Here is a 22,754-nt window from a genome sequence, read left to right on the forward strand (position 1 = left end):
GTTCAGGAGCGGATGCGGCGCTCGTCGTAGGTGTCGGAGCCGAAGCCGACGACGAAGAACCCGATGATGTAGAAGATCCAGAGGAAGAACACCGAGAACACCGCCCCGTGCCCGAACGCCCGGCCGACGCGCAGCGACACGATGAGGTGGAAGACGAATCCCAGGATGGGGACGATGTAGAGCAGGCCGAACCAGGCGGAGAAGCCCGCGATCTTCACGAGCGTGAAGACGTTGACGATCGGGATGATCGCGAGCCACCCCGGGTAGCCCGCCTTCGAGAAGACGCGCCAGAGCGCGACGACGATGACCACGTAGACGGCGAAGGTGAGAACACCGGTCACGCCGTTCAGCGCGAAGAGGTCGGCGCGGTCGGTGATCCTGCTGAGCGTGTCCATGGCGCTGAGCCTAGGGGGTCGGCCCCGTCAGGGGCGTCCCATCCCGTAGTAGGTCCATCCGGCGGCGCGCCAGGCGTTCGCGTCGAGGCAGTTGCGGCCGTCGATGACGATGTGGCCGTTGGTGAGCGACGCGGCGTGCTCGGGGGGCAGCTCCCGGCGGTATTCGTCCCACTCGGTGACGACGATGACGGCGTCGGCGCCGCGGAGGGCTTCGTCGCGGTCTTCGACGTAGTTCAGCTGCGGGTGGATGCGGCGGGCGTTCTCGATCGCCGCGGGGTCGGTGATGGTGACCCAGGCGCCGAGGCCGTGGAGGCGGACGGCGACGTCGAGGGCGGGCGAGTCGCGGATGTCGTCGCTGTGGGGTTTGAACGCGGCGCCGAGCACGGTGATGTTCTTCTTGAAGACCTGCCCGTCGAAGGCCTGCACGACCAGGTCGACGGCGCGGTCGCGGCGGCGGAGGTTGATCGCGTCGATCTCGCGGAGGAACGCGACCGATTCGCCGCGGCCGAGTTCTTCGGCGCGGGCGGCGAAGGCGCGGATGTCCTTCGGGAGGCAGCCGCCGCCGAAGCCGATGCCGGCGCCGAGGAATCGACGGCCGATGCGGGCGTCGTGGCCGATCGCGTCGGCGAGGGTGGTGACGTCGGCGCCGGTGACCTCGGCGATCTCGGCCATCGCGTTGATGAACGAGATCTTCGTCGCGAGGAACGCGTTCGCGGAGACCTTCACGAGCTCGGCGGTGGCGTAGTCGGTGATGATGAACGGCGTGTTCTTCGCGACCGACGGGTGGTAGACCTCACGGAGCACGGATGCTGCGCGCTCGCCCTCCTCGGTGGCGCCGTTCGCGTCGGAGGGGACGCCGGCGACGAGGCGGTCGGGGTCGATGGTGTCCTGCACCGCCCACCCTTCGCGGAGGAACTCGGGGTTCCACACCAGGGTCGCACCGGTGGGGGTGACGCTCTCGGCCAGGCGCGCGGCGGTGCCGACGGGCACGGTCGACTTGCCGGCGACGAGGTCGCCCTCGCTCAGGTAGGGGAGGAGCCCGTCGACGGCGGCGTTGACGTAGGTGAGGTCGGCTGCGTAGCCGTCTTTCTGCTGCGGGGTCCCGACGCCGATGAAGTGCACCTTCGCGCCCTGGGCCGCCGACATGTCGGTGGTGAAGGTGAGGTTGCCCGACGCGATACCCGCGGTCAGCAGCTCCTGGAGGTCGGGCTCGAAGAACGGCGCCTCGCCCCGGGACAGCTGCGCGATCTTGCGCTCGTCGACGTCGATGCCGACCACCTCGTGGCCGATCGACGCCATCGCCGCGGCATGGACCGCACCCAGATACCCACAACCGATCACGGACAGACGCATGAGACTCCTCGAGAAGGACGGGAAGGAACTGCCTGGAAGCCGGCGATCGTTGGCGGCGAAGCGCCTCCCGCACGAGCGGGAGGACACAGGGAACAACCTAGCGGTCGGATGCACCCGTCCGTGACGAGGTGTCGGCGGCCCAGTCGTCGAACTCGCGCTCGCGCGCCTCGTCCTCCCGGAAGCGCCGGACGAGCGTCGCCACGCCGACGAGGGCGGCGCACGCGATCACCGCCGCGAAGACCGAGACCGTCACACCGAGGCGGGCGGGATGGGCGACACGCATGAGACTCCTCACGCCGTCGACCGAGCCAGGGGGGCTGTAGCACCGGAGTATGGGGGGCTCCGACAGTCGTGGCGCCCCACCATCGTATGTCGGCCCCTCGACCGCTCCCTGATCGGGGCCGGTGCGTCATCGTGCCGGCACCGCCGAGGCCTCGTGCCGTGCGAGCCGGTAGCCGCGCATGGCGACGCCGCGGCGCAGCATCCGCGCGATCCCGTCCTGCAGGCGCCACGCGCCCACCAGACCGGCCGCCCGATAGACCGCCACGATCGAGGTCTCGAGCGCACCGGGGTCGTCGCGTGCCGCGATGCGACGCTGCAGCGCGGCGAGCACGCGGTTGTAGGAGCGCGGGATGTCGATGATCGGCGTCAGCTGCGCGGGCCTCTCGCCCCACCGTGCCTCGATCTGGGCGATCGCACCCCCGCGCGCGGTGCATTCGCGCAGGAACGCCGAGAGACCGCGCGCGTGGTGGTGCGCGGCGCGGGCATCGGGGTCGAAGACCGCGACCGCACCGAGCTTCTCGAGACGCAGGCCCAGGTCGAGGTCTTCGTTGTACTCGAGGCGGACCGAGGGGAGAAGCTCCTCCGCGCGCTCGTAGAGCTCGCGCCGAAGGCTCAGGTTGCCGCCCCACAGCGATCGCAGGAGCAGGGCGGGGTCGCCGTCGCGCCACACCCGCACCTGCGCCTCGTACTCGCGGGCGTAGAGGTAGGTGGGCGCCTGGTCGCGGCCCCGCGTGGCGGGGAGGGCGGTCGGCATGTACCCCTGCAGCACGCGCCCGGCGTGCACGGCGTGGAAGGCGCGGTGCCGGTCGACGAGCCCCGGACCGGGTTCGACATCGTCATCGACGGCGAGCACGATGTCGCCGGTGGCCGCTCGGAGACCGGCGATACGCGCCCGTGCCAGACCGAGGTTCTCGGGCAGTGCGACGACATCGAGATCGGCTCGAGCGACCGGCGCGACGGCGTGCTCCCATCCGGGGTGCGGCCCGTCGAGGACGACCACGACCTGGTCGGCGCCCTGAGCGCGGTAGGCGCGTACGAGGTCGGCGATGCGGTCGAGGCGGCGGTACGACGGGATGACGACGGAGACGGAGAGCGGATGCTGCGCCGCAGCGCTGCTGTCGATCGGGTCGGTCACGGGCGCTCGCCGTCGTCGAGGGGCATGAGCTGGGCCGCGATGCGGTCGAGGGTCGCGGCGATGTCGCTGCGCGCCGGCATGTTGGCACCGACGGTCATCGCGCCGTTGTAGATGACGCCGACCGCCGCGAGCTCGTCGGAGCCCAGGCTCGCGGGGAACGGAATGACCTCGCGCACCTCGCTCCCCGCGAAGTAGCGCGGGCGCGACACCCACGGGATGACGGTGGTGAAGCCGATCGCGTCGTCGGACGGCGCGGGGGCATCGGTCTCGTCGCGGGCGGCGATCTGCTCGTGCACGGCGAGCACCCGGTCGGCGAGCGGAGCGTCGGCGTCGGCCTGAACGGAGATGTCGCGCACGCTGTTGCGCGCTTTCGGGCCGCTCTCGGCTGTGACCATCACGGGGAACCGCAGGGTGACGCGCCGCTTCGCCCCGTCCCACGCGCCGATGGCGGCGGCGGCGAGGAGGTCGCTGAGCGTGCCCCCCAGGTCGCGGGCGTGCTGACGGGCGCGGGCGTAGTCGACGCGCGTGTACGCCGAGACGCGCGGGGGGAGCGCGGCGGCGCGTGCCGCCTCGCCTCCGGCATCGAACCGCAGCGGCAGCAGCAGCCGCCCGGCGACGCGGCGGGCGCGCTTCATGAGGGGCTTGGAGAGGTACGAACGCACGGCCGCGCGGGGCGCGCGATCGGGGAGCGCGCGCCACCAGCGCGCCGCAGCCAGGACGGGCAGTTCGGTCGCGCGTGCGGCGCGCGTGCCGGCGAAGGGGTCGTCGGGTCCGACGGGGTCGTCATCGGCGGCCTTGGTGGTGAGCATCGTCATCACCTTCATCATCGACTGGCCGTCGAGGGCGGCGTGGTGCAGAACGCACCCGATCGCCACGTCTCCGTCTGTCAGCTCGGTCACGCGCATCCGCCACAGCGGGTGGTCGATCGACAGCAGGGTGCCGTCGTCACCGGCGAGTCGTCGGATGTCGGCGGTGGCGAGGTCGACGGGGGCGTCGGCGTAGATCACGTGCCGCGCGAGGTCGAAGTCGTCGTCGGGCACCCACGCGGGAGGCGTGAGTCCGAGGAACGAGCGCTGCAGGCGCAGACGGAACACGGGCGCGCTCGCCGCTGTGGCGCGGAGGAAGTCGTCGATGCGCGTGCGGTCGAGCCGCCCGTCCTCGTCGCGCAGCTGCTCGCCGCGCACGAGGAAGAAGCACGGGGTGTGCATGGTCTCGTACGCGATGCGCGTCGAGACGTAGCCCTCCTCCCACGTCTTCATGAATTCGGCATGGATGCGCTTCGGCTCAGGGCTCATCGTTTCCCGTCGTGTCGCGTGGTCGATACCGCCCGGGGTCCTCCGACCCCGTCATGAGCGTGAAGATGCGCCCCACGGTGGCCTCGACGTCGAGGTCGGTGGGCATGTTCGCGCCGATGAAGAGCGAGCCGTTGTACATGATCCCCGCCGCCGCGAGACGGTCGCCGCCCAGGCTGGCCGGGAAGGGGACCATGGCGAGCACTTCGCCGCCGGCGAAGTACCGCGGTCGCGAGACCCACGGGAGGAGGGTGGTGTAGCCGATCGGTGCGCCGGGCACGACGTGACCGTCCCAGGCGGTGTCGCGCGCCGCGACCTGCGCGTGGACCGAGGCGACGCGCTCGGCGAGCGGCGTGTCGGCGTCGCCGTGGATCTCCATGTCTCGCACGTTGTTGCGCGCCTTCGGGGCGTTCTCCGAGTGGAACGACACCGGGAAGCGCAGCTTGACCTCGCGCTCCCGCCCGTTCCACGCGCCGATCGTGGAGGCCATGAGCAGGTCGCTGAGGGTGCCGCCGAGCTCGCGCGCCCGCCGCCCGGCGAGGGCGGCGTCGAGTCGGCGGTACGACGAGTGCCGGGGGCGGAGGGCGGCGGCGCGGGCCGCTTCGCCGCCGGCTCCGTAGCGGACGGGGAGGAGGAGGCGGGCGGCCACCCGTCGCGCCCTGCGAACGAAGGGCTTCGCGGTGTACGAACGCCAGGCGGCGCGCAGACGGGGCGTGTCGAGGTCGTCCCACCACTGCCTCACGGCGAGTGCCGGCAGCTCCCACCGTCTCGCCGCGCGCATGCCGGCGAACGGGTCGACGGGGGCAGGCAGGTGCTCGTCGGGCGACTTGACGTTCATCACCGACATGGCCTTCATCCCCGACAGGCCGTCGAGGCTCGCGTGGTGGAGCATGTTGCCGATGGCGACGTCGCCGTCGCTCAGCTCCGTCACGCGGATGCGCCACAGCGGGTGCCGGATCGACATCACGCCGTCGTCGTCGCCGGAGAGTCGTCGCAGGTCGGCGGTGTCGAGGTCGACCACGTCGTCGGCGAAGACCACGTGGCGGGCGAGGTCGAACTCCTCGTCGGGCACCCAGGCGGGCGGTGTGAGGCCGAGGAGCGATCGTTGCAGGCGCAGCCGGAACATCGGAGCGCTCGCGACGGTCGCTGCGAGGTGCTCGAGGATGAGCTCGCGCCGGAGGCGACCGTCGCCGTCGCGCAGCGGTGCGCCCGCGACGATGAAGACGCCGGGCGTGTGCATGATCTCGAACGAGATCCGGTTCGACACGTACCCCTCCTCCCAGATCTTCATGAACTCGGCGTAGGGGCGTCGGGCGGGGGAGGCGGTGCTCCGGGGCGGGGTACCGGTCTGTTCGAGGATGGTCATGACAACTCCGTGAGGGCCGCTTCGGGTGCGGCGGGAAGAGGGATGGAGGAGGGGGCCTCGGGCGGTGCGTCGGGCATCGGCGCCGCGAGAGGAGGGGTGAGGCGGTGCACCTCGGGCGGCGCGTCGCGGGAGAGCACGGCGAGAGCCGCCTCGAGACGGAAGACGGGGGCCTCGAGGAGGGCGGGTACGGCGAAGCGGCGGAAGTCGCGCCGCAGTCCTTCGCCGCTCGCTTTGACGAGGGCCTCCTTCGCGGTCCACACCCGAGCGAGGTGGGGGAGGCGGGCATCGGTCGGAACGCGGGCGAGCCTGTCGTGCTCGGCGGGGGTCAGCATCCGTCGTCGCAACGCCGCGGAGCGGAAGGCCTCGAAGGGCGCGGCCTCGACGTCGACGCCCACCCGTACCCCCACTCCCACGGCGACCAGCACGAACCCGCCGCTGTGCGAGACGGAGAAGTCGGCCCCGTCCGACGCGAAGCGCGGCTTCGAGAACGGCGGCACCGCGGCGAAGCCGGTCCAGGCGAACAGGCCATGGGTGCGGACGATCTCCTCGACCCACGCCCGCGCGACCGTCGAGGCCGCCTCCGCGGGGTCGCGGACGCCGAGACGCCACCGCACGACGCCGCCGCGCGTCTGGAGACACCCTTCGGATGCCCGCAGACGCGGCGGCGACGTCAGGGCGGTCACGAGGGGGCGAGCCTCTCGTGGAGGGCGACGGCGACCTGTCCGAGCGTGTCGCGGCCCTCGAAGAACGTCGGGTCGATCTCGGTTCCGTACGTGTCCTCGATGTCTCCGCAGAGGGTGAGCACGTAGATCGAGTCGAGACCGAGGTCGCTCAGCGGCGCGTCGAGGGTCACGACGGCCGCATCGACCTGGTCGTAGAAGCGGATGCGTTCGATGAGCCAGTCGCCGAGGGCGGCGACGGACGTGGGGGCGGTGGTGTCAGGCGAGTTCGACATGAGTGGTCTTCCTTGGTGGATCAGTGGGCGGTCGCGACCGCGTCGCGGTAGCCGCGGGAGAAGGTCGTGGTCAACGACCCGGCTTCGATCGCTGCGAGGGTGGGGCGGCGGCGCACCTTGCCCGTCGGTGTGCGCGGCAGCAGCCCGGGCTCGACGAGCGCGACGGCGACCGACGGCAGCGAGACCCGCTGGGTGAGGGTCGCACGCAGCGCCTCGGCGAGGTCGGGAAGGGTGGTGCCGGCGAGGGCCTCGGCGTCGTACTCGGCGACGATGCCCACCGCCGAGGGGTGGCCGTCGAGCTCGAATGCGGCGGAGATCCCGACCGCCGGGTGCGCGGTGGCGGCGGTGGCCTCGATGTCCTGCGGGTAGAGGTTGCGCCCGCGGACGATGATGACCTCCTTCAGCCGTCCGGTGACGTAGAGCTCGTCGTCGACGATCGATGCCAGGTCTCCCGAGCGGAGGTACTCGTGCTCGGAGCCCGGCAGGCGGTGACCGAAGGTCTCGGCGGTGGCGTCGGGGCGCAGGAAGTATCCCGGACCGACCATCGGCGACGACACCCAGACCTCGCCCACGGTGCCGTCGGCCACCGGCTCGAGAGTGTCGGGGTCGACGATGACGACGCTCGTGTTGCTCGCCGGCTGGCCGTTCGACACCATCGCGACGCTGCCCTCGCCCTCCGCGCCGACGAGGCGACCCACCGAGACCTCGGCGGCGTCGAAGCTCGTGAAGCGGATCGGACGGCCGGGCCGCTTGCTGGTGATGAGCATCGCCTCGGTCATGCCGAAGGCCGGCAGCACCGCGTCGGCGGTGATCCCGGTCGAGGCGAACCGGGTGAGGAACGCATCGAGCGTCTCGGCCCGCACCGGCTCGCTGCCGCAGAGCAGCGTGGTGAGGCTCGACAGGTCGAGCTCGGCGACCTGCGCGTCGGTGGCCAGCTTCGCGCTGAGTGCGAACGCGAAGTTGCCCGCGACGCTCATCGTGGCGCGGTGGCGGCTGATCAACTGCAGCCAGACGATCGGGCGTCGCTGGAACTGATCGGTCGCGAGCATGATCGAGTCGGCCCCGAGCACGGCCGGGAGGATCACCTGGATGATCAGGCCCATCGCGTGGTGCAGCGGCGCCCAGCCCACGAGCACCGAGGTCGAGTCGAGCGAGAAGAGCTCGGCGCAGGTCTCGGTCGTGGCGAGGAACGTGCCGTGGGTGCCGATGACGCCCTTCGGGTCGCCGGTCGAGCCCGAGGTGTAGAGCAGGAACGACGTCGCGTCGCCGTCGATGCCCGGCTCGACCCAGGCATCGGCGTCGCCGGCGAGGAGGTCGTCGATCACCCGCACGGGGAGCTCGATCGTGTCGGCGTCCTCGCCGAGGGCGGCGACGATGGCCGGCTCGGTGAGCACCAGCGAGGCTTCGGATGCTGCGGCCAACCCGTTGATGCGCGCGGCGAGCGCTCCCGTGGTGCCGTAGCCGACGACGGGAGCCGGCACGAGCACGAGGCCCGCGTAGAGCGCGCCGTACGCGGCATCCGGCCACTGGAGTCCCGGTGCGAGCGCGATGATCACGCGCTCGCCGGGCTGGTGACCGGCGGCCTGCAGCGACTGGGCGATCCGGCGGGCGCGCTCGTCGAGCTCGCGCCAGCCCCGGAAGGTCGAGGTCGTGGGGTCGGCGTAGAAGCGGACCCCCTTCTCGTCCCCGACGGTGGCGGCGGTGGTGCGTAGTGCGGTGATGAGTGTTGCGGACGTCATGGATTCCCCCCAAAGGATTCGACGTATCGGGTTACGCGGGTGCCTTCTCCGGCGCCTCGGAGCCGGTCGACGGGTCGAAACCGAAGATCGTCTGGCGGGCGAGCGGGTATCCCGGGCGCCAGTCACGGCGGCGGCGCCAGACTTCGTCCCAGGTGGTGTGGCGTCGTCCTCGCACACGGGCGAGGAGCGTTCGGGTGGCGGCACCGACCTGCAGCAGGGCGATGCCCGCCGCGGCCTGCGGTGCCGGCCAGTTCTTCCGCAGCACGGTGGCCTTGCCGGCCATGACCATGCACATCTTTCGGCCGCTCGAGGCGGTGGATCCGCCGACGGCGTGCACGATCTCGGCGTCCGGCACGATGACCGGACGCAGCCCCGCCCGTCGCGCGCGCAGCGAGAAGTCGGCGTCCTCGCCGTAGAGGAAGTACTGCTCGTCCATGCCGCCGAGGCGGTTCCAGCCGTCGCGGGAGATCAGCAGCAGGCATCCCGTGATGATCGGCACCTCGCGCACGCTGTCGCGCTGCCATGATCCGAGCGATTCGGGGTCGAAGATGCGCGAGCGCTTGAACGCGGTCGACAGGCCGGCGGCGAACGACACGAGCGACCACAGCGTCATATCGCCCCAGCAGGAGCTCGGATCGACCGTGCCGTCGGGGCGCAGGGTTCGGCCGCCGTAGAGGCCGTACGAGGGGTGGTCGAGCGAGAAGGTGCGGAGCGCGTCGATCGCGCCGTCGAGCACGACGGTGTCGGGGTTGAGCAGCAGGATCCACGGCGCCGTCGATGCCTCCGCGCCGCGGTTCACCCCGGCCGCGAAGCCGAGGTTCGCACCCGCATCGACGACGGTGATCTCGGGGAAGCGCGCGCGGAGGGCGTCGACGCTGCCGTCGTGCGAACCGTTGTCGACGACGACGATCTCGATCGGCGTGGTCGTCGTGGCGAGCAGGCTCGCGATCGATTCGGCCGTCTCGTCCTTGGTGTTGTAGTTGACGATCACCACGGCGATCTCCGCCGACGTCATGTCGCCACCTCGGCGGCGGCGGCCGGGTTCTCGGGCGCCACGCCGCCGCGCCAGCCGATGACCCGCGCGGGCACGCCGCCCACGATCGCCCCGGCGGGCACGTCTTTCGTCACGACGCCGCCGGCGGCGACGATCGCGCCGTCGCCGATGGTGACCCCGGCGAGCACGACGGTGTTCGCGCCGAGCCAGACATCCGAGCCGAGCACGATGTCGCGTTCGATCTTGGGCTGGTCCATCACGAAGCGGCCGGGCTCGGTGGCGTAGTTCGAGGCGGTCAGGGTCACGTTCGGGGCGAGCAGGCACTTCTCACCGAAGACGATGCGACCCGAGGTGTTGCCCGCCCAGACGATGCTGTGCTCGCCGATGTGGGTGCCACGGCCGATCGTGATGCGCTCGGCGTTCCGGAACGAGACGTTGGGCGCGAAGCTCACCTCGGGGCCGCGATCGAGCAGCCGCAGCTGCTGCACGTGCGAGTACGAGGCGAAGTGCAGCAGGCGGAACACCTGCGCGTAGGTCCGCGGGTCGAGGAGCGAGCGGGCGACGCCGCCGAGCTTGCCGCTCATCGGGCCACCGCCACAGGGCTCGGGGGAGCGGTGTCGACGAAGAGCCCGTCGCGGACGGGGATGCTGCGCGCTTCGCGAAGGCCGCGGAAGAAGCCGCGGAGGTACGCCGCCTGCCCGCGGCGGGTGCGGGCCCGGCGGAACCGTCGCGCGTACCGCACGACCGCCCGCCGGAGGACGAGGGCGGAGAGGCGTCGTCCGTCGGCGGACGACGTGCGCAGCCACTTGCCGCACATCGCGCCGATGCCGAGTCCGTAGTTCTCGTTCAGCCGTTCGTACTCGGAGTCGTCGCGGGTGAAGAGATGGGTGACGACGGCCCCGGGCACCCGAACGACGCTGTGCCCTGCGTGCAGCACGCGGCTCATCGCGTCCATGTCCTCCGCCCCGCCGAAGCGCCGGCCGGCGCCGAGGACGGGGTCGAAGCCGCCGAGGCTGCGCAGGATCGACGTGCGGAACGCCATGAGGGCGCCATGACCGGCGTCGAGGCCGGCGGTGGTGCGGGAGAGCACCTGGGCCGGTTCCTTCGTCGCCGCCGGAGGATGCGAGACGTCGACCAGGCGCCCGGTGGAGGCCCCGACCGTGGCGATGCCGAACGGGGCGACGAGCGGTGCGAGGAATCCCGGATCGACCGCGCAGTCGTCGTCGGTGTAGACGATGAACTCGCCGCGAGCGTGCTCGAGACCCAGATTGCGGGCGATCGACAGCCCCGGCACGTCGGAACGCACGTAATCGACGCCGGCCTGCTCGGCGACCTGTCGGGTGGTGTCGTCGATCGATCCGGAGTCGACGACGAGCACCTCCGCTCCACCCGCGGCAGCCGCGAGGTGGGTGAGCGCGTCTTCCAGCAGGCTCGCTCGATCGCGCGTGCAGAGCACGACGGTCGTCAACCCCGGCACCGTTCGACGGTCATCCCCGGGTGAAGACACGCCAGTTGACGGTGTCATCGCACCAAGCTCCCCACTGCTGGTCGCGTCGCACGGATCCCCCTGATCGCGTACGAGTCCTCCAAGAGTTGCGTCTCTCGGTCTCACATGCAAGTCTGTGGCGTTCGCATGCTCGATTTTGTTCGTTCACGTTAACGCGCAGGCAATGTGCGCATGACAGCGTAGAACGGACCATCAGTTCACGATGCTCGACGATCCGGGGGAGGGTCGCGAGCTCGGTGTCGTGCTGCGGGTCTACCTGGGGGAAACATGGAACAGCCGAGATACGTCCGTCGTCTTCTGAATCAGAAGATCCTGCTGATCATCGGCCTGGTGGTCGCGGTCGCCGCGGGGCTCCTCGCCGGATTCACCATCAAGGACGGCGCCATCGAGTCGCGCGTCGAGCGCACCTACCAGGCGTCGTCGACCGTGCTGCTGACGTCGGCGCAGCCCACCTACTTCCAGGTGGAGATCCCCGGGAGCACGCAGGCGCTTCCGCAGCCCAGCGCCTCGGCGGCGCCCGACCAGCAGGTCGTCGTGACCGAGTCCACTCCGATCGACCTGAGCGGCAACGCCATCATCCTGGCCTACCTCGCGTCGTCCGACGAAGTGGTCGACTCGGTCGCCTCCGAGGTCGGCGGGCTCGAGGACGGCGAGGCCATCACGGCCGTGCGCCGCACCACGCAGCCGGCCGGTGACGAGCAGTTCGGCGGACGCCTGGAACTGCCGATCATCGACATCGTCGGCGTCTCCACCTCGCCCGCGCGCGCCGAGCTGCTCGCCGCCGAGGCGACCTCGGTCTTCTCCGACATCGTTCTGCGCGAGCAGACCGAATGGGGAGTGCCCGAAGACGTCCGTCTCGTGCTCGACGAGGTCAACGCCCCGGTCGCGGGCGAGGGCGAGGGCAGCAACCCCGCCATCCCGATCGTCGTGGTCGCGGTGGGCGTCCTCCTGCTCTTCATCGCTCTCGCGCTCATCATCGAGGCCGTCCGCGACCGCCGTCGCCGCGCAGGCGACGACGCGGACGACACCGACGACGCGTACGCGACGGCCGAGCCCGTGGCAGACGACGATGACGACGACGCGCCCATCGCGGGCGTCCGCCGGTCGAAGCGCTCCTCGTCGCGGTCGGTGGCGAGCGACGACACCGCCCCCATCCGTCGACGCGGGCGCACCGGCCAGACGGCCGAGGCGCTGAGCGCCTCGTCGGTCGAGAACGACGACGCCACCGCCGACGCCCGTCGCTGATCGATCATGACCGATCAGCGAACGGTCGAATCATCCGCACGCCCGGTGCGCGGTTCGTCGGCCGTCAGCATCCTCATCGGCGTGGCCGCGGCCGCGGTGGTGATCGTCGCCGTGCTCTTCCTCGAGCCGGTCATCGTCGGCGGCGTGCTGCTCGTCGTCTGCGGCCTCTTCGTCTTCCGACGCGAGGTCTTCACGCGCACGACGATGCTCTTCGTGCTCATCGCGGTGATCCTGTTCATCCCGATCCGTCGCTACGCGCTGCCGATCCCGATCGGCTTCGCCCTCGAGCCCTATCGCGTGCTGATCGCGGGCCTGCTCGTCTGGCTCGCGCTCACCGTGATCCTGCGGGGCCGGGCGAACTGGAAGCCCGTCGTCTGGGGCTGGCCCATCGCGATCTTCCTGTGGACCGCGTTCTTCTCGCTGATGGCCAACTCCGTCGCGCTGACGCAGTCGGGGTTCATCACGGGCGGATTCTCCAACGTCTTCCAGCTCGCGTTCCTGCTGTCGACCGTCGTCCTCGTGCGCCAGTTGCTCTCGACCGAGAAGGTGACGATGGTGCTGCTCAACGTCATCGTCTTCAGCGGCGCGATCATCGGCGTCCTGGCGTTCTTCGAGCGGGTCACGCGGCGCAACGTCTTCCTGATGCTGGGCAACTTCCTCCCGCTGCAGATCCTCCGCGACGACGCCGAGTCGCTGCGTGCCGGCGGCAACCGCGCCTACGCGTCGTCGCAGCATCCGATCGCCCTGGCCGTGCTGTTCTGCATGATCATCCCGATCGCGATCTACCTGATCAAGTTCAGCGTCTGGCCCGCCTACCAGTTCACGCGCACGCTCGTCTACGTCGCCGCGATCGGCGCGATGATGGTCGGCATGCTGGCGGCGGTCTCGCGCACCGGCGTCGTCACGCTCGGGGTGATGTTCCTGTTCGTGCTGCTGCTCAGACCCAAGCTCGCCGGGGTGCTGGCGGCGATAGGCCTGCCGATCGCCGTGCTGCTGGGCCTGATCTTCCCGCAGCTGGTACAGACCATGGTGCTCTCGCTCTTCGACATCGACGGCGTCATCGCGTCTCAGACCACCAGCGTGGGTCTGGCCGGGCAGGGACGCCTCGCCGACCTGCCGGAGGCCTTCGCGCAGTTCGCCGCGGCGCCGTTCGCCGGGTCGGGCATCGCGAGCCGCATCGTGGTGGGGGAGGGCGCGAACTCGCAGATCCTCGACAACCAGTGGCTCGGATCGCTCATCGACACCGGCGTGGTCGGCATGGTGGGCATGTTCGCCCTCTTCGTCTGGCCGATCGTCAAGCTGGTGCGCTTCGCGATGCGCCCGGGCGTGCCGCCGCAGCGCGGGTTCCTCGCGTTCGCGATCGCCACCTCGACCGTCGCCTACACGGTGTCGATGTTCTTCCACGACTCGTTCGCCTTCATGCAGACCCTGATCGTGCTCGCGATCCTCTACGCGATCGCCGCGTGGGCGATGACCGAGAAGACCGCCGACGGGTGGACGCCCGACGCCCCCGCCTTCGCCGAGCGTCGCGTGGCCGCGCGGAGCGCCTCGTGACCGGCCCGACCGTCGTCATCCCCGCCCACGACGAAGCATCGATCATCGCCGCGGCCGTCGAGCCGCTCGCCGCCGCCGGCCTCGACGTGCTCGTCGTCGCGAACGGCTGCACCGACGAGACGGCCGCGCGGGCGTCCGCCGCGGGTGCCCGCGTCATCGAGACCCGCGAGGCGTCGAAGATCGTGGCGCTGAACGCCGCGCTCGCCGACGTATCGGCATATCCGGTCGCCGTCGTCGACGCCGACGTCACCGTGTCGCCGGCCGACCTGCGCGCCCTGGCCGAGCGGCTCGACGCCGACCCGGTCGCCGACGTCGCCTCTCCTGCCATGCGGGTGCGCCCGTCGAGGTCGTGGTGGGTGCGGCAGTACTACCGCGTCTGGGCGCTGACCGATTACCGGTCGAGCGGTCACATCGGTTCGGGGGTGTACGTGCTGGATGCGGCGGGCGTCGCGCGTCTGGGAGCCTTCCCCGACGTGATCGCCGACGACCTCTACGTGCAGCGGCTGTTCGCCCCGGCCGAGCGGTTGACGCCGGCCGACCTCACCTTCGCGGTCGAGGCCCCCGGGTCGATCCGGGCGCTGCTGGCCCGCAACACGCGCATCGCGGCCGGCAATCGCGAGCTCGCGAGCCGCTTCCCCGCCCTGGCACCGGCTTCGGGAGCGACCGGAGCGCGCTCGCTGGTGAAGAGGGTCGCCCCGCGCCCGTCGCTGTGGGCGGGCTTCGCGATCTACGCCGCGGTCTACCTGCTCGCGCACCGGCGCGCCGAGGCACTCCTGGCCGCGCACCGGCCGGTGGCGTGGAATCGCGACGACACGACGCGGCGGGCGAGCGCATGAGCGTGCCGCACAACCTCGCCCAGCGCGCCACGCGCGGCATCGCGGTCACCATGGGCGGGCTCTGGGGGCGGGCGCTGCTGCAGACGCTGTCGACCATCGTGCTCGCGCGGCTGCTGACGCCGGCCGACTTCGGTCTGATCGCGATGGTGGGTGCCGTCATGGGCATCGCCGAGCTCGTGCGCGACTTCGGCATGACCGGCGCCATCATCCAGGCGCAGAACCTCAGCGACCGCGTCTGGAAGAGCCTCATGTGGCTCTCGGCGCTGATCGGCGCCGTGCTCGCGGTCGTCGTAGCCCTGTGCGCGCCCCTGATCGCGCTGCTCTACAACGAGCCTCGGCTCGTCGGCGTCACGCTGCTGATGGCGCCCGGGGTGTTCCTCAGCGGGCTCGTCATGCCGTTGCAGGCCCGCGCGACCAAAGACCTGCGTTTCGGCACGCTCGCCACTCTCGACGTCTCGACCATGTTCTTCGGCGTGATCGTCGGCATCATCACGGCGTGGATCGGCTGGGGGTACTGGTCGCTCGTCGCCATGGCGGGGGCGCAGTTCCTCGTGCGCCTCGTCGTGCTCTGGTCGATCGTCAGACCTCAGTGGGGCCGGCCGCGGATCGTCCGCGAGACGTGGACCCTCATGGGCACCGGCGGCAGCATCTTCGGTGCCGAGCTGCTCGGCTACGCGGAGAAGAACCTCGACAACGTGATCATCGGCGCCCAGCTCGGCCCGACCGCGCTCGGACAGTACTCGCGCGCCTACGCGCTGTTCCTGCTGCCTCTGCAGCAGATGAACGGGCCGTTGGGCCGGGTCGCGCTGCCGGTGCTGAGCACGTTGCGCGAAGACGGCGAGCGGTACCGCCGCTACATCCGCAGCGCCGCGCTGGTCATCGGCTACCTCACGCTCCCCACGTACGCGGTCGCAGCCGGCGTGGCCCAGCCGCTCGTGCTGCTGCTGCTCGGTCCGAACTGGTCGGTCGCGGCCACCCTGTTCAGCCTCCTCGCGATCGCGGGCTTCGGCCAGGCGATCGGCCGCCTGCGCACCTGGGTCTACATCTCGCTCGGGCACTCCCACCGGCAGTTCGTCTACGACCTGGTCGCGCGCCCGCTCATCATCGGCGGCTACTTCTTCGGCCTGTGGTGGGGCGGGCTCAACGGCCTCGTCATCACCTACGGCGTGATGACCCTCATCCTGCTGGTGCCCGGATTCGGCTTCGCGATCCGCGGCACGTTCGTCAAGGCCGCCGACATCGCCCTCCCGCTCCTGCGGCCGGCGCTCATGGCGCTGGCGGCGTTCGTCGCGTCGTACTTCGTCTCGCGGCTCGTGGGGTCGGACATCGCGATCCTCGAGGTGCTGGTCGGCTGCGCCGCGGCGGGCATCGTGGCGCTCCCCTTCTTCCTCATCCCCGGGTACCGGGCCGACGCGGCGTCGCTGTGGGCCTTCGTCGGCCGGATGCGCGGCAGCAAGAAGGGCACCCCGAAGGCCGAGGCCGACGAGAAGGATGCGGCGGACGAGGCACCCGTCGAGATGCTCCCGTACGAGCCCGAGACCTTCTCGGAGGCCGCGCTCGACGAGCCGATCGTCCGCGAGGACTTCGCCATGCCGCATCCGTCCGACGAGTCGGAGCGCACCCCGACCACGCGACGCGAACGCCGGCGCAACGACGGCTGACCGGCGCTACCAGGTCCAGATGCGCCGGAGGGTGGGCAGCTCGTAGTCGGGGATCGACTGCTGCCCCATGATCTGGTCGCGCGTCCACGACCCCACCGACGTGTCGGTGATCCAGCCGCCCGACGATGACGGCTGCTGCGTCCCCTGCGGGGCGTAGCTCAGCCGCGTGTTGTTCACGTGGGTGAACCCCATGCGCCCGATGGGTCCCGCCACGACCGAGTCGGTGAGCCGCACGTCCTGGCAGCCGCCGGCGAACGCGTTCGGTTCGCCCTGGTAGTCGCCGCTGCGGAGCGGGTAGACCCGCCACGGCAGCTGCCCCCCGAGGATCATGCAGTGCGTGTACTCGGCCCGGACGAGCTTGTCCTGCAGCAGCTCGGCAGCGTTCGACGAGCCGTAGTCGACGCAGTCGACGCTGGTGAACGGTCCGAACGCCCCGCTGCCGGTGCCCTCGAGCTGGATCGTGTCGCAGTGCGCGTTGCTGCCCGCGGGCTTGACCGAGGGGCCGAAGACGCAGCCGTGACGCGAGATGTTGACCATCTCGTTCGCCTCGGTGGGGCGCACGCCCACCGTGTCTTCGGCATTCTGGCGGAAGCCGACCACGAGCTCGTAGAACCCGAGGTCGCGCCCGCGGCGGGTGATGTTGATCGCGGCGAACCGGCTCCACCCGAGATGGATGGCGTAGCACTCGGTGAGGGCGACGCCCCCGTTGCCCGTGAAGCCGAAGAACGACAGTCGCGCGCACTTGTCGAAGCGGATGCCGCTGGCCGCGATCGTGACCGAGCCGAAGCCGTCGCGAGGCACGATCAGCACGTTCCGCGTCCACGACGAGTTGCCGATCCCCGCCAGCGCGGCACGCGCCGACGAGGTGTATCCCGACCCGGGAAGGGTTCCGGGCTTCACGCGCACCACCGCACCGGCGGCGACCTTCGCGGCGGTCAGACCGCTGATCTTGCGGGCGATGTCGACCCAGTCGCACTCCGCGACCAGCTCGGTCGCGGCCTTGTTGCCGGGCCAGGGCACCTCGGCGGGGAAGTGCGTGCCGTTGGGCCCGAACGACCTGAGGGTCGCCGGGCGGGCGCTGTTGGGCTCGGCGAGGGTCGAGCCGGTCACCGGCTCGGGGGAGCCCAGGCTCGGCGACGGGGTGGAGGAGGTGGTGCCCGATGGATCAGGGGCGGCCTCCGGCGCTGTGCACGCCACTGCCGTGGCGCCGACTCCCAGGAGGGCTGCCATCTTCATCATCGTTCTGCGGTCGAGATCCTGCATGGCGCTCCTCGGAGGGGTGGAGTGCGAATGGTGGTGGTGCGGTGATCTGAACGGAACGGTTGCTGGCACCTATCAGGTCGCCGAGCGTAACAGAGTCGAAGTCGGCGTGGGTGGCGAGTCCGCGCCGCGACAGTTCTTCCGCGATCTGCTTCTGGTGGTCGTCGATGTGCTCGCCGAAGCGAGGATCGCGCGAGAAGAGCACCGGATGCTTGCCGGCCTCCAGCGCCGTGAGGGCCGACCCCACGCCCGCATGGGAGATGACGAGGTCGGCTGCGGCGATCATCGATTTCAGCTCCCCGTGGGGGATGCTCGGCTGCGGCGGGATGCCGAGCCCCGCCATGTCGGCGTCGCCCGTCTGGTAGAAGACGTCCATCCCCTCGAGGAGGGGCGCGACCTTCTCGAAGAGCCGCCGGAACGGGAAGCCCTCCTGGGTGCCCACCATCACCACCGCGCGCCGGGGTTCGTGAGGCGGGTCGACGGGCGCGCCCGGGGCGAACTCGTCGAAGATCGAGCCGCGGTACATCCAGCGATCGTCGGCCCAGGCGGGGTACTGCGTGTAGGTGCGGATGCGCGGGAAGCGCGAGATGATCTTCCCCGTCATCGACGGCCCGTCGGCGCGCGCCGCACTCTCTATATAGTGCGTCGGGATGCCGCGGCGCGCCGCCTTCGGGAGGAACGCGACCGCCGGGCTCGACCCGGTGCTGATCGCCTCGACGAAGGTGTTCTCGGCGAAGACCTTGCGCGAGAGCAGCACGAGCTTCGCGAAGTTCTTCAGATCGCGCGGCGCGGTGAACGGCGCGTAGATCACGCGGCGCCCGCTCAGCAGCGACTCGCTCAGTCCGTTGCGGAAGGTGACCCAGACCTGCCGCTCGGGTGCGTAGCCGATGCGTTCGGCGAACCCCGCGAGTTGCCGCAGATGCCCTCCCCCGGAGCAGACGAGCAGCACATCCCCCTGTGCGCTCGTCGGACGTTCCTCGCTGTCCATGTGCTGCAATCCCCTCATTGCCGTTCCCCAGTTTCTTCGGCCCGCGGGTCCCCTAATCCCCGTCGAGCACCGCGTGCGCGGCCGTCAATCGCTGATGAGCGAAAGTATCTCTTTGTGTCTCGTCGTCCACGCGTTGGCGGTGATGAACGCCTGGCGCTTCGGCTCGTCCTCGATGCCCTGCGCGAGGGCGACGTCGACGAGGTCGATGAAGTCGGTGACGGTCTCCGCCAGGTGCACGCGGTCGCCGAAGTTGCGCACCGGACGCAGGTCGGTCGCGAGCACCGGTCGTCCGGCGGCCAGGTACTCGTACACCTTCAACGGGCTCATGGCCTCGGTGAGCGACGTGCGGCGGTGGGCGAGCAGAGTGAGCTCGCAGTTGCGCAGCACCGCGACGACCTCGGCGCGGCGCACCTCGCCCCGGATGTGCACGTTCGGCAAGCCGCGCAGACCCGCGATGTACTTCGGGTCGGGGGCCGGGCCGATGAGCACGATGTGCAGGTCGGGCCGGGCGCGTGCCAGCGCGTGGAGACCCTCGAGATCGAGGCGCGAGTCGAGCGTTCCCAGGTAGGCCGCGCGCGGCCCCGGGATGCGGTCGAACCAGGCCGGGGCGGCCGGCTGCGGGCCGAGCCACTCGCGGGGCTCGATGCCGTTGGGAACCACGCGATGCGGACCCGTCGGCTCGATGCGGTCGATGATCTCCTGCGAGACGGCGGCGACGGCCCGGCCGCTGCGCGCGATGCGGCGGTAGGCCTCGGCGTAGGCCGGCCAGTAGCGGCGTCGGCCGGGGGAGCTCAGCCAGTCGTCCCGGGCGTAGTACAGCGCGGAGCCCGCCCAGTCGAGCGAAGCGAAGCCGCCGACCAGCGGGCTGGCGGTGACGAAGAGCGGATGCTGCAGGTCTGCCGCCGATGCGGCTCGCTGCACGACGCGCTCGTACTGGCGATAGGTCTCGGCGATGGCGTCGACGTCGGTGGGGTCGGCCCGAGCGAGCCGGAGCGGGCTCACGTGGCGCAGCTTCTCGGTCTCCTGCGGACGGTGCGAGAAGTCGATGACGCGTCGCGCCCAGCCGGTGAGCCACGAGCGCCACGGGTCGGCCACGAGCAGCCGGCGCACGTCGGGGCTGTCGATGAGGGTCGTGACGAGGCGGTCGGGCGGGCGCATCATGCCCCGCTTCTGCGCGTCGGCGAACGACTCGTAGGAGAACGTGAAGACGAAGTCCCGCGTTCCGCCGGGTTGCGGAGTGGGGGCGGGGGGATTCGGGTCGGCGAGTGTCATGCGAGCTCTCTGATCACACGGGCCGGGGTGCCGGCGACGACGGTGCGGTCGGGTACGTCCGAGCGCACCACACTGTTGGCACCGACGACACTGCCGCGCCCGATGGTCACTCCGGGGAGCACCACCACGTTCTGTCCGAGCCACGCGCCGCGCTTGATGAGCACGGGGGCGACCCGGTCGATGGGTTGATCGCGCACGGGGACGTCGGCGTCGGCGAATCCGTGCGAATGGTCGGAGATGTAGCACCCGCGGGCGATGGCGACCGCTTCTTCGATCTCTACGCGGTGGACGGCCGAGATCGAGGTGGTGTTCATGCGCACCCTGTCGTGCAGCACGATGTTCGGTCCGGGCGCGTGCTGCGAGGGAACGATGAGCCACGAGCCGGCGCCGATGAGCACCCGGTCGCCGACGCTGATGTGCTCCGCTCCGGAGAGCCGCGTGGGCAGCAGGATGCGGGAGTTCGGTCCGAACGCCGCGAAGCCGGGGGCCGCGAGCTTGGTGAAGGCGAGGTCGCGCAGGCGCTGCGCGCGGATGAGGACGTCGAGGGTGGTGATCACCGGGTGGGCTCCTTCTCGACGGCGGAGACCGGGGCGAACGTCTCCACGGCGGGGTCGAACCCGGAGCCCGCCATGAGCGACGCGGTGATCGAGAGCAGGCGGTCGACGTAGTCGCGCTCGCTCAAGCCTCGACGCTCGGCGACGGCCGGGTCGGGGACGGATGCTGCGGACGCATGCTTCTCGAGGGCCGCGGCGAACGCGTCGACGTCGCCGTGGGGCACCAGAGTGGCATCGGCGTCGCGCAGGTACTCGCCGATGCCGCCGGCATCGGTGGCGACCACCGGCACGCCGGCGGAGACCGCCTCGATCGCGACGGTGCATCCCGAGGCGTGACGGTTCTCGGTCAGAGGGAGGGCGACGACGGCAGCCGTCCGATAGACCTCGGTGAGGATCTCGCGCTGGCGGTAGCTGTTGACCGTGACGTTCGCCGGCCACTCCAGACGCTTCACGTCTTCGGAGAGCGAGATGATCTCGATGCTCAGACCGGGAACGCGTTCGGCGACGGCCTTCATCAGATGCCAGTCGCGGTGACGGTCGTTGCCGATCACGAGCACCTTCGCCGGGTCTGCAGGAGCGCCGGTGCGGGGAGCGGCGAAGTGCGTGCCGAAAGGCACCCGCAGCACCTTCCGCCCGGGGACGCTGCGGAGGGAGTCCTCTTTATTGAGCGCGCTGAGGACGACCTCGACGTCGTGCGCCCTGAGCAGCCGCGTGAACGCGGCCCGTCGCAGCCAGGAGATGCGGGGCCACAGGTCCCAGAGCCACACCGACTGCGCGATGGTGTGGGCGCCGTAGCGGCGCGGGTTGAGGGTGCGCAGCAGTGCGACGGCGAGGTGCTCGCGTTCGGTGTGGGTCCAGACCACGTCGGCGCGCGTGAGGATGCCCCGGTTGCGCCAGACGTGCACGAAGTCGAATCCGAGCACTCGGCGGACCGTCATGCGCCACCACAGCGCCACGCGCCCCTCGGGGCGGTCGGTGGTCCACTCCATGTCGACGTGCGACTCGGCCCAGTGATACCCGTACGGAGTCGCGTCCGAGACCTCGCCCTGGGCGTGACGAACGCGCCACGCGATCGGATTCAATCCGTATCGCACGATCACGCCCACGCGTGTTGTCCCCATGTGGCTACCCCCCGGCAACGCCCCGATCCCCCGATCGCCGCTGGCTTAGCGTACCTCCTGTGCGCGCTACGTTGCGTGACGGCGATGTTTCGTTATGATGCGGGCCGAAGCGCGGCATCGAACGCGACGACCACCCCGCCGGCGACCTCGGGGCGGCGATCGCCGTAGTCGTGACCGGCGCCCTCGACGAGATAGGTCTCGGCCGATCCGCCGGCTTTGCGCCACTCGTGCTGGGTCTCCTCCGACCAGGCGGGGAGGGTCACGTCGTCGTCCTCGCCGTGGATGAGGATGAGCGGCTCGGTGGCGCGGTCGAAGAACGTGATCGGCGAGATGTCGGCCCAGTACTCCGGGTTGTCGTCGGGGGATCCGACCTCGTCGAGCAGTGCGTCGTCGGCGAACAGCGGCGCGGCCTCCGCGAGATCGGTCGTCGGCGCCGACATCGCGATGACGAGGTCGGAGAGCCCCGGGGCGATCACCGCCGCATCGATCGAGAGCAGGCCGCCGAGGGAGTGGCCGAGCAGCCCCACGCGCTCGGGGTCGGCCAGCGGGATCTGTCCGTCGCGCGCGAGGCGCAGTCCGTTGACGACGTCGAGCGCCATGCCCCAGTCGAGCACGATGTCCCACCCGAACCCGGGGTCGACGATGGCGCTCGTCTCGGCGTTCGCGGCGTCGGAGTCGGCGAAGCCGCGCAGGTCGAGAGCGAAGACGATGTAGCCGGCGCTGAGCAGGGCTCGCTGCTCGGCGACGAGGTCGGTGCCCGGTTCGTACTCCTCGGGATCGACGCCGCCGTGCACCACCACGACGACGGGGGTGTCGGCGGCGGCACCGGTCGGCGTGCGCACGACGCCCGCGACCGTGATGCCGCCGCTGCCGTAGAAGACCTCGACCGCCGACTCGCCCGCGAGCGGGTCGACCGCATCGCCGAGCGTGAGCTGCGGGTCTTCCGCGGGCGACTCGATGATCGTCCGCAGCGTCGAGGTGTCGGTCACCGGCGCGACGGTCGACTCGGTCGGCGCCGGCTCGGGCTCGGCGGCGGTGCACCCGGTCAACGCGAGAAGCGCAGCCGCCACGAGTGCGATCGCCGTGCGTGCGGGCGCGAAGCGGTGTATCGAATTTTCCCCCATGCGGACGAGATAATCACAGTTCTTGCGACGCGGAGCGATCGTCTTTCGTTTTGCTCCCTGACGAAACCCTGCAAAGATGCTGAGACCCGGGGAGCTTGTTCAAGAGTGCCGCCCCGGAAAA

The 22,754-nt window shown here is 70.8% G+C and carries 22 protein-coding genes; 4 read left to right on the plus strand and 18 right to left on the minus strand.

The features are described 5' to 3' along the window. Nucleotides 1–2: 2 nt before the first annotated feature. From FVP77_RS15635 to FVP77_RS15690, 12 genes are all read right to left on the minus strand, one after another. Nucleotides 3–395 (minus strand): DUF5684 domain-containing protein, encoded by a 393-nt coding sequence (locus FVP77_RS15635; RefSeq protein ID WP_147895450.1) that lies wholly within the window; start codon nt 393–395, stop codon nt 3–5. Between the two features lie 27 nt (nt 396–422). Further along, nucleotides 423–1,748, minus strand: a complete 1,326-nt coding sequence (locus FVP77_RS15640) for a UDP-glucose dehydrogenase family protein (protein ID WP_147895451.1) — start codon at nt 1,746–1,748, stop codon at nt 423–425. A gap of 97 nt (nt 1,749–1,845) precedes the next feature. Further along, nucleotides 1,846–2,031: a hypothetical protein gene (locus FVP77_RS15645; protein WP_147895452.1), complete on the minus strand. Its 186-nt coding sequence runs from the start codon at nt 2,029–2,031 to the stop codon at nt 1,846–1,848. A 126-nt stretch (nt 2,032–2,157) separates the two neighbouring features. After that, nucleotides 2,158–3,165, minus strand: a complete 1,008-nt coding sequence (locus tag FVP77_RS15650; protein WP_187266973.1) for a glycosyltransferase family 2 protein — start codon at nt 3,163–3,165, stop codon at nt 2,158–2,160. Further along, the gene (locus FVP77_RS15655; protein ID WP_147895454.1) at nt 3,162–4,460 is read right to left on the minus strand and encodes a wax ester/triacylglycerol synthase domain-containing protein; all 1,299 of its coding nucleotides are present in this window, start codon (nt 4,458–4,460) and stop codon (nt 3,162–3,164) included. The genes FVP77_RS15650 and FVP77_RS15655 overlap by 4 nt, the downstream gene beginning before the upstream one ends. Further along, a complete protein-coding gene (locus FVP77_RS15660; protein ID WP_147895455.1) occupies nt 4,450–5,823 on the minus strand; it encodes a wax ester/triacylglycerol synthase domain-containing protein in 1,374 nt (457 codons plus the stop codon). The genes FVP77_RS15655 and FVP77_RS15660 overlap by 11 nt, the downstream gene beginning before the upstream one ends. Continuing rightward, nucleotides 5,820–6,506 carry a 4'-phosphopantetheinyl transferase family protein gene (locus tag FVP77_RS15665; RefSeq protein WP_147895456.1) on the minus strand — a complete coding sequence of 229 codons (687 nt, stop codon included), beginning with the start codon at nt 6,504–6,506 and terminating at the stop codon, nt 5,820–5,822. The genes FVP77_RS15660 and FVP77_RS15665 overlap by 4 nt, the downstream gene beginning before the upstream one ends. Next, entirely contained in the window at nt 6,503–6,778 is a 276-nt protein-coding gene (locus tag FVP77_RS15670; RefSeq protein WP_147895457.1) for an acyl carrier protein, read from the minus strand. The genes FVP77_RS15665 and FVP77_RS15670 overlap by 4 nt, the downstream gene beginning before the upstream one ends. A gap of 20 nt (nt 6,779–6,798) precedes the next feature. After that, on the minus strand, nt 6,799–8,517 hold the full coding sequence (locus FVP77_RS15675) for an AMP-binding protein (RefSeq protein ID WP_147895458.1): 1,719 nt from the start codon (nt 8,515–8,517) through the stop codon (nt 6,799–6,801). A gap of 31 nt (nt 8,518–8,548) precedes the next feature. Beyond that, on the minus strand, nt 8,549–9,532 hold the full coding sequence (locus FVP77_RS15680; protein WP_147895459.1) for a glycosyltransferase family 2 protein: 984 nt from the start codon (nt 9,530–9,532) through the stop codon (nt 8,549–8,551). Continuing rightward, on the minus strand, nt 9,529–10,095 hold the full coding sequence (locus tag FVP77_RS17195) for an acyltransferase (protein ID WP_147895460.1): 567 nt from the start codon (nt 10,093–10,095) through the stop codon (nt 9,529–9,531). Before FVP77_RS17195 ends, FVP77_RS15680 begins: the two co-directional genes overlap by 4 nt. Further along, a complete protein-coding gene (locus FVP77_RS15690) occupies nt 10,092–10,988 on the minus strand; it encodes a glycosyltransferase family 2 protein (protein ID WP_187266974.1) in 897 nt (298 codons plus the stop codon). Before FVP77_RS15690 ends, FVP77_RS17195 begins: the two co-directional genes overlap by 4 nt. Nucleotides 10,989–11,285: 297 nt before the next feature. Between FVP77_RS15690 and FVP77_RS15695 the strand changes: the two genes are divergently transcribed. From FVP77_RS15695 to FVP77_RS15710, 4 genes are read left to right on the plus strand one after another with little or no spacing between them, the layout of a single operon-like run. Then, a complete protein-coding gene (locus FVP77_RS15695; RefSeq protein ID WP_147895462.1) occupies nt 11,286–12,263 on the plus strand; it encodes a hypothetical protein in 978 nt (325 codons plus the stop codon). Between the two features lie 6 nt (nt 12,264–12,269). Further along, the gene (locus FVP77_RS15700; RefSeq protein ID WP_147895463.1) at nt 12,270–13,817 is read left to right on the plus strand and encodes an O-antigen ligase family protein; all 1,548 of its coding nucleotides are present in this window, start codon (nt 12,270–12,272) and stop codon (nt 13,815–13,817) included. Continuing rightward, on the plus strand, nt 13,814–14,653 hold the full coding sequence (locus FVP77_RS15705) for a glycosyltransferase (RefSeq protein WP_187266975.1): 840 nt from the start codon (nt 13,814–13,816) through the stop codon (nt 14,651–14,653). The genes FVP77_RS15700 and FVP77_RS15705 overlap by 4 nt, the downstream gene beginning before the upstream one ends. After that, nucleotides 14,650–16,314, plus strand: a complete 1,665-nt coding sequence (locus FVP77_RS15710; RefSeq protein WP_147895465.1) for a lipopolysaccharide biosynthesis protein — start codon at nt 14,650–14,652, stop codon at nt 16,312–16,314. The genes FVP77_RS15705 and FVP77_RS15710 overlap by 4 nt, the downstream gene beginning before the upstream one ends. Nucleotides 16,315–16,320: 6 nt before the next feature. Here FVP77_RS15710 and FVP77_RS15715 read toward each other — a convergent pair whose 3' ends face one another. The 6 genes from FVP77_RS15715 to FVP77_RS15740 form a co-directional block, all read right to left on the minus strand. Beyond that, nucleotides 16,321–17,577, minus strand: a complete 1,257-nt coding sequence (locus tag FVP77_RS15715; protein WP_187266976.1) for a hypothetical protein — start codon at nt 17,575–17,577, stop codon at nt 16,321–16,323. After that, the gene (locus FVP77_RS15720; protein WP_187266977.1) at nt 17,480–18,562 is read right to left on the minus strand and encodes a glycosyltransferase; all 1,083 of its coding nucleotides are present in this window, start codon (nt 18,560–18,562) and stop codon (nt 17,480–17,482) included. Before FVP77_RS15720 ends, FVP77_RS15715 begins: the two co-directional genes overlap by 98 nt. A gap of 84 nt (nt 18,563–18,646) precedes the next feature. Next, nucleotides 18,647–19,834 carry a glycosyltransferase gene (locus FVP77_RS15725; RefSeq protein ID WP_147895468.1) on the minus strand — a complete coding sequence of 396 codons (1,188 nt, stop codon included), beginning with the start codon at nt 19,832–19,834 and terminating at the stop codon, nt 18,647–18,649. After that, a complete protein-coding gene (locus FVP77_RS17105; protein WP_147895469.1) occupies nt 19,831–20,391 on the minus strand; it encodes an acyltransferase in 561 nt (186 codons plus the stop codon). Before FVP77_RS17105 ends, FVP77_RS15725 begins: the two co-directional genes overlap by 4 nt. Further along, nucleotides 20,388–21,509 (minus strand): glycosyltransferase family 4 protein, encoded by a 1,122-nt coding sequence (locus FVP77_RS15735; protein ID WP_147895470.1) that lies wholly within the window; start codon nt 21,507–21,509, stop codon nt 20,388–20,390. The genes FVP77_RS17105 and FVP77_RS15735 overlap by 4 nt, the downstream gene beginning before the upstream one ends. A 92-nt stretch (nt 21,510–21,601) precedes the next feature. Beyond that, nucleotides 21,602–22,579 carry an alpha/beta hydrolase family protein gene (locus FVP77_RS15740; protein WP_187266978.1) on the minus strand — a complete coding sequence of 326 codons (978 nt, stop codon included), beginning with the start codon at nt 22,577–22,579 and terminating at the stop codon, nt 21,602–21,604. Nucleotides 22,580–22,754: the final 175 nt, after the last annotated feature.

It is taken from the genome of Microbacterium hatanonis (assembly GCF_008017415.1).
GTDB classification, from domain to species: domain Bacteria; phylum Actinomycetota; class Actinomycetes; order Actinomycetales; family Microbacteriaceae; genus Microbacterium; species Microbacterium hatanonis.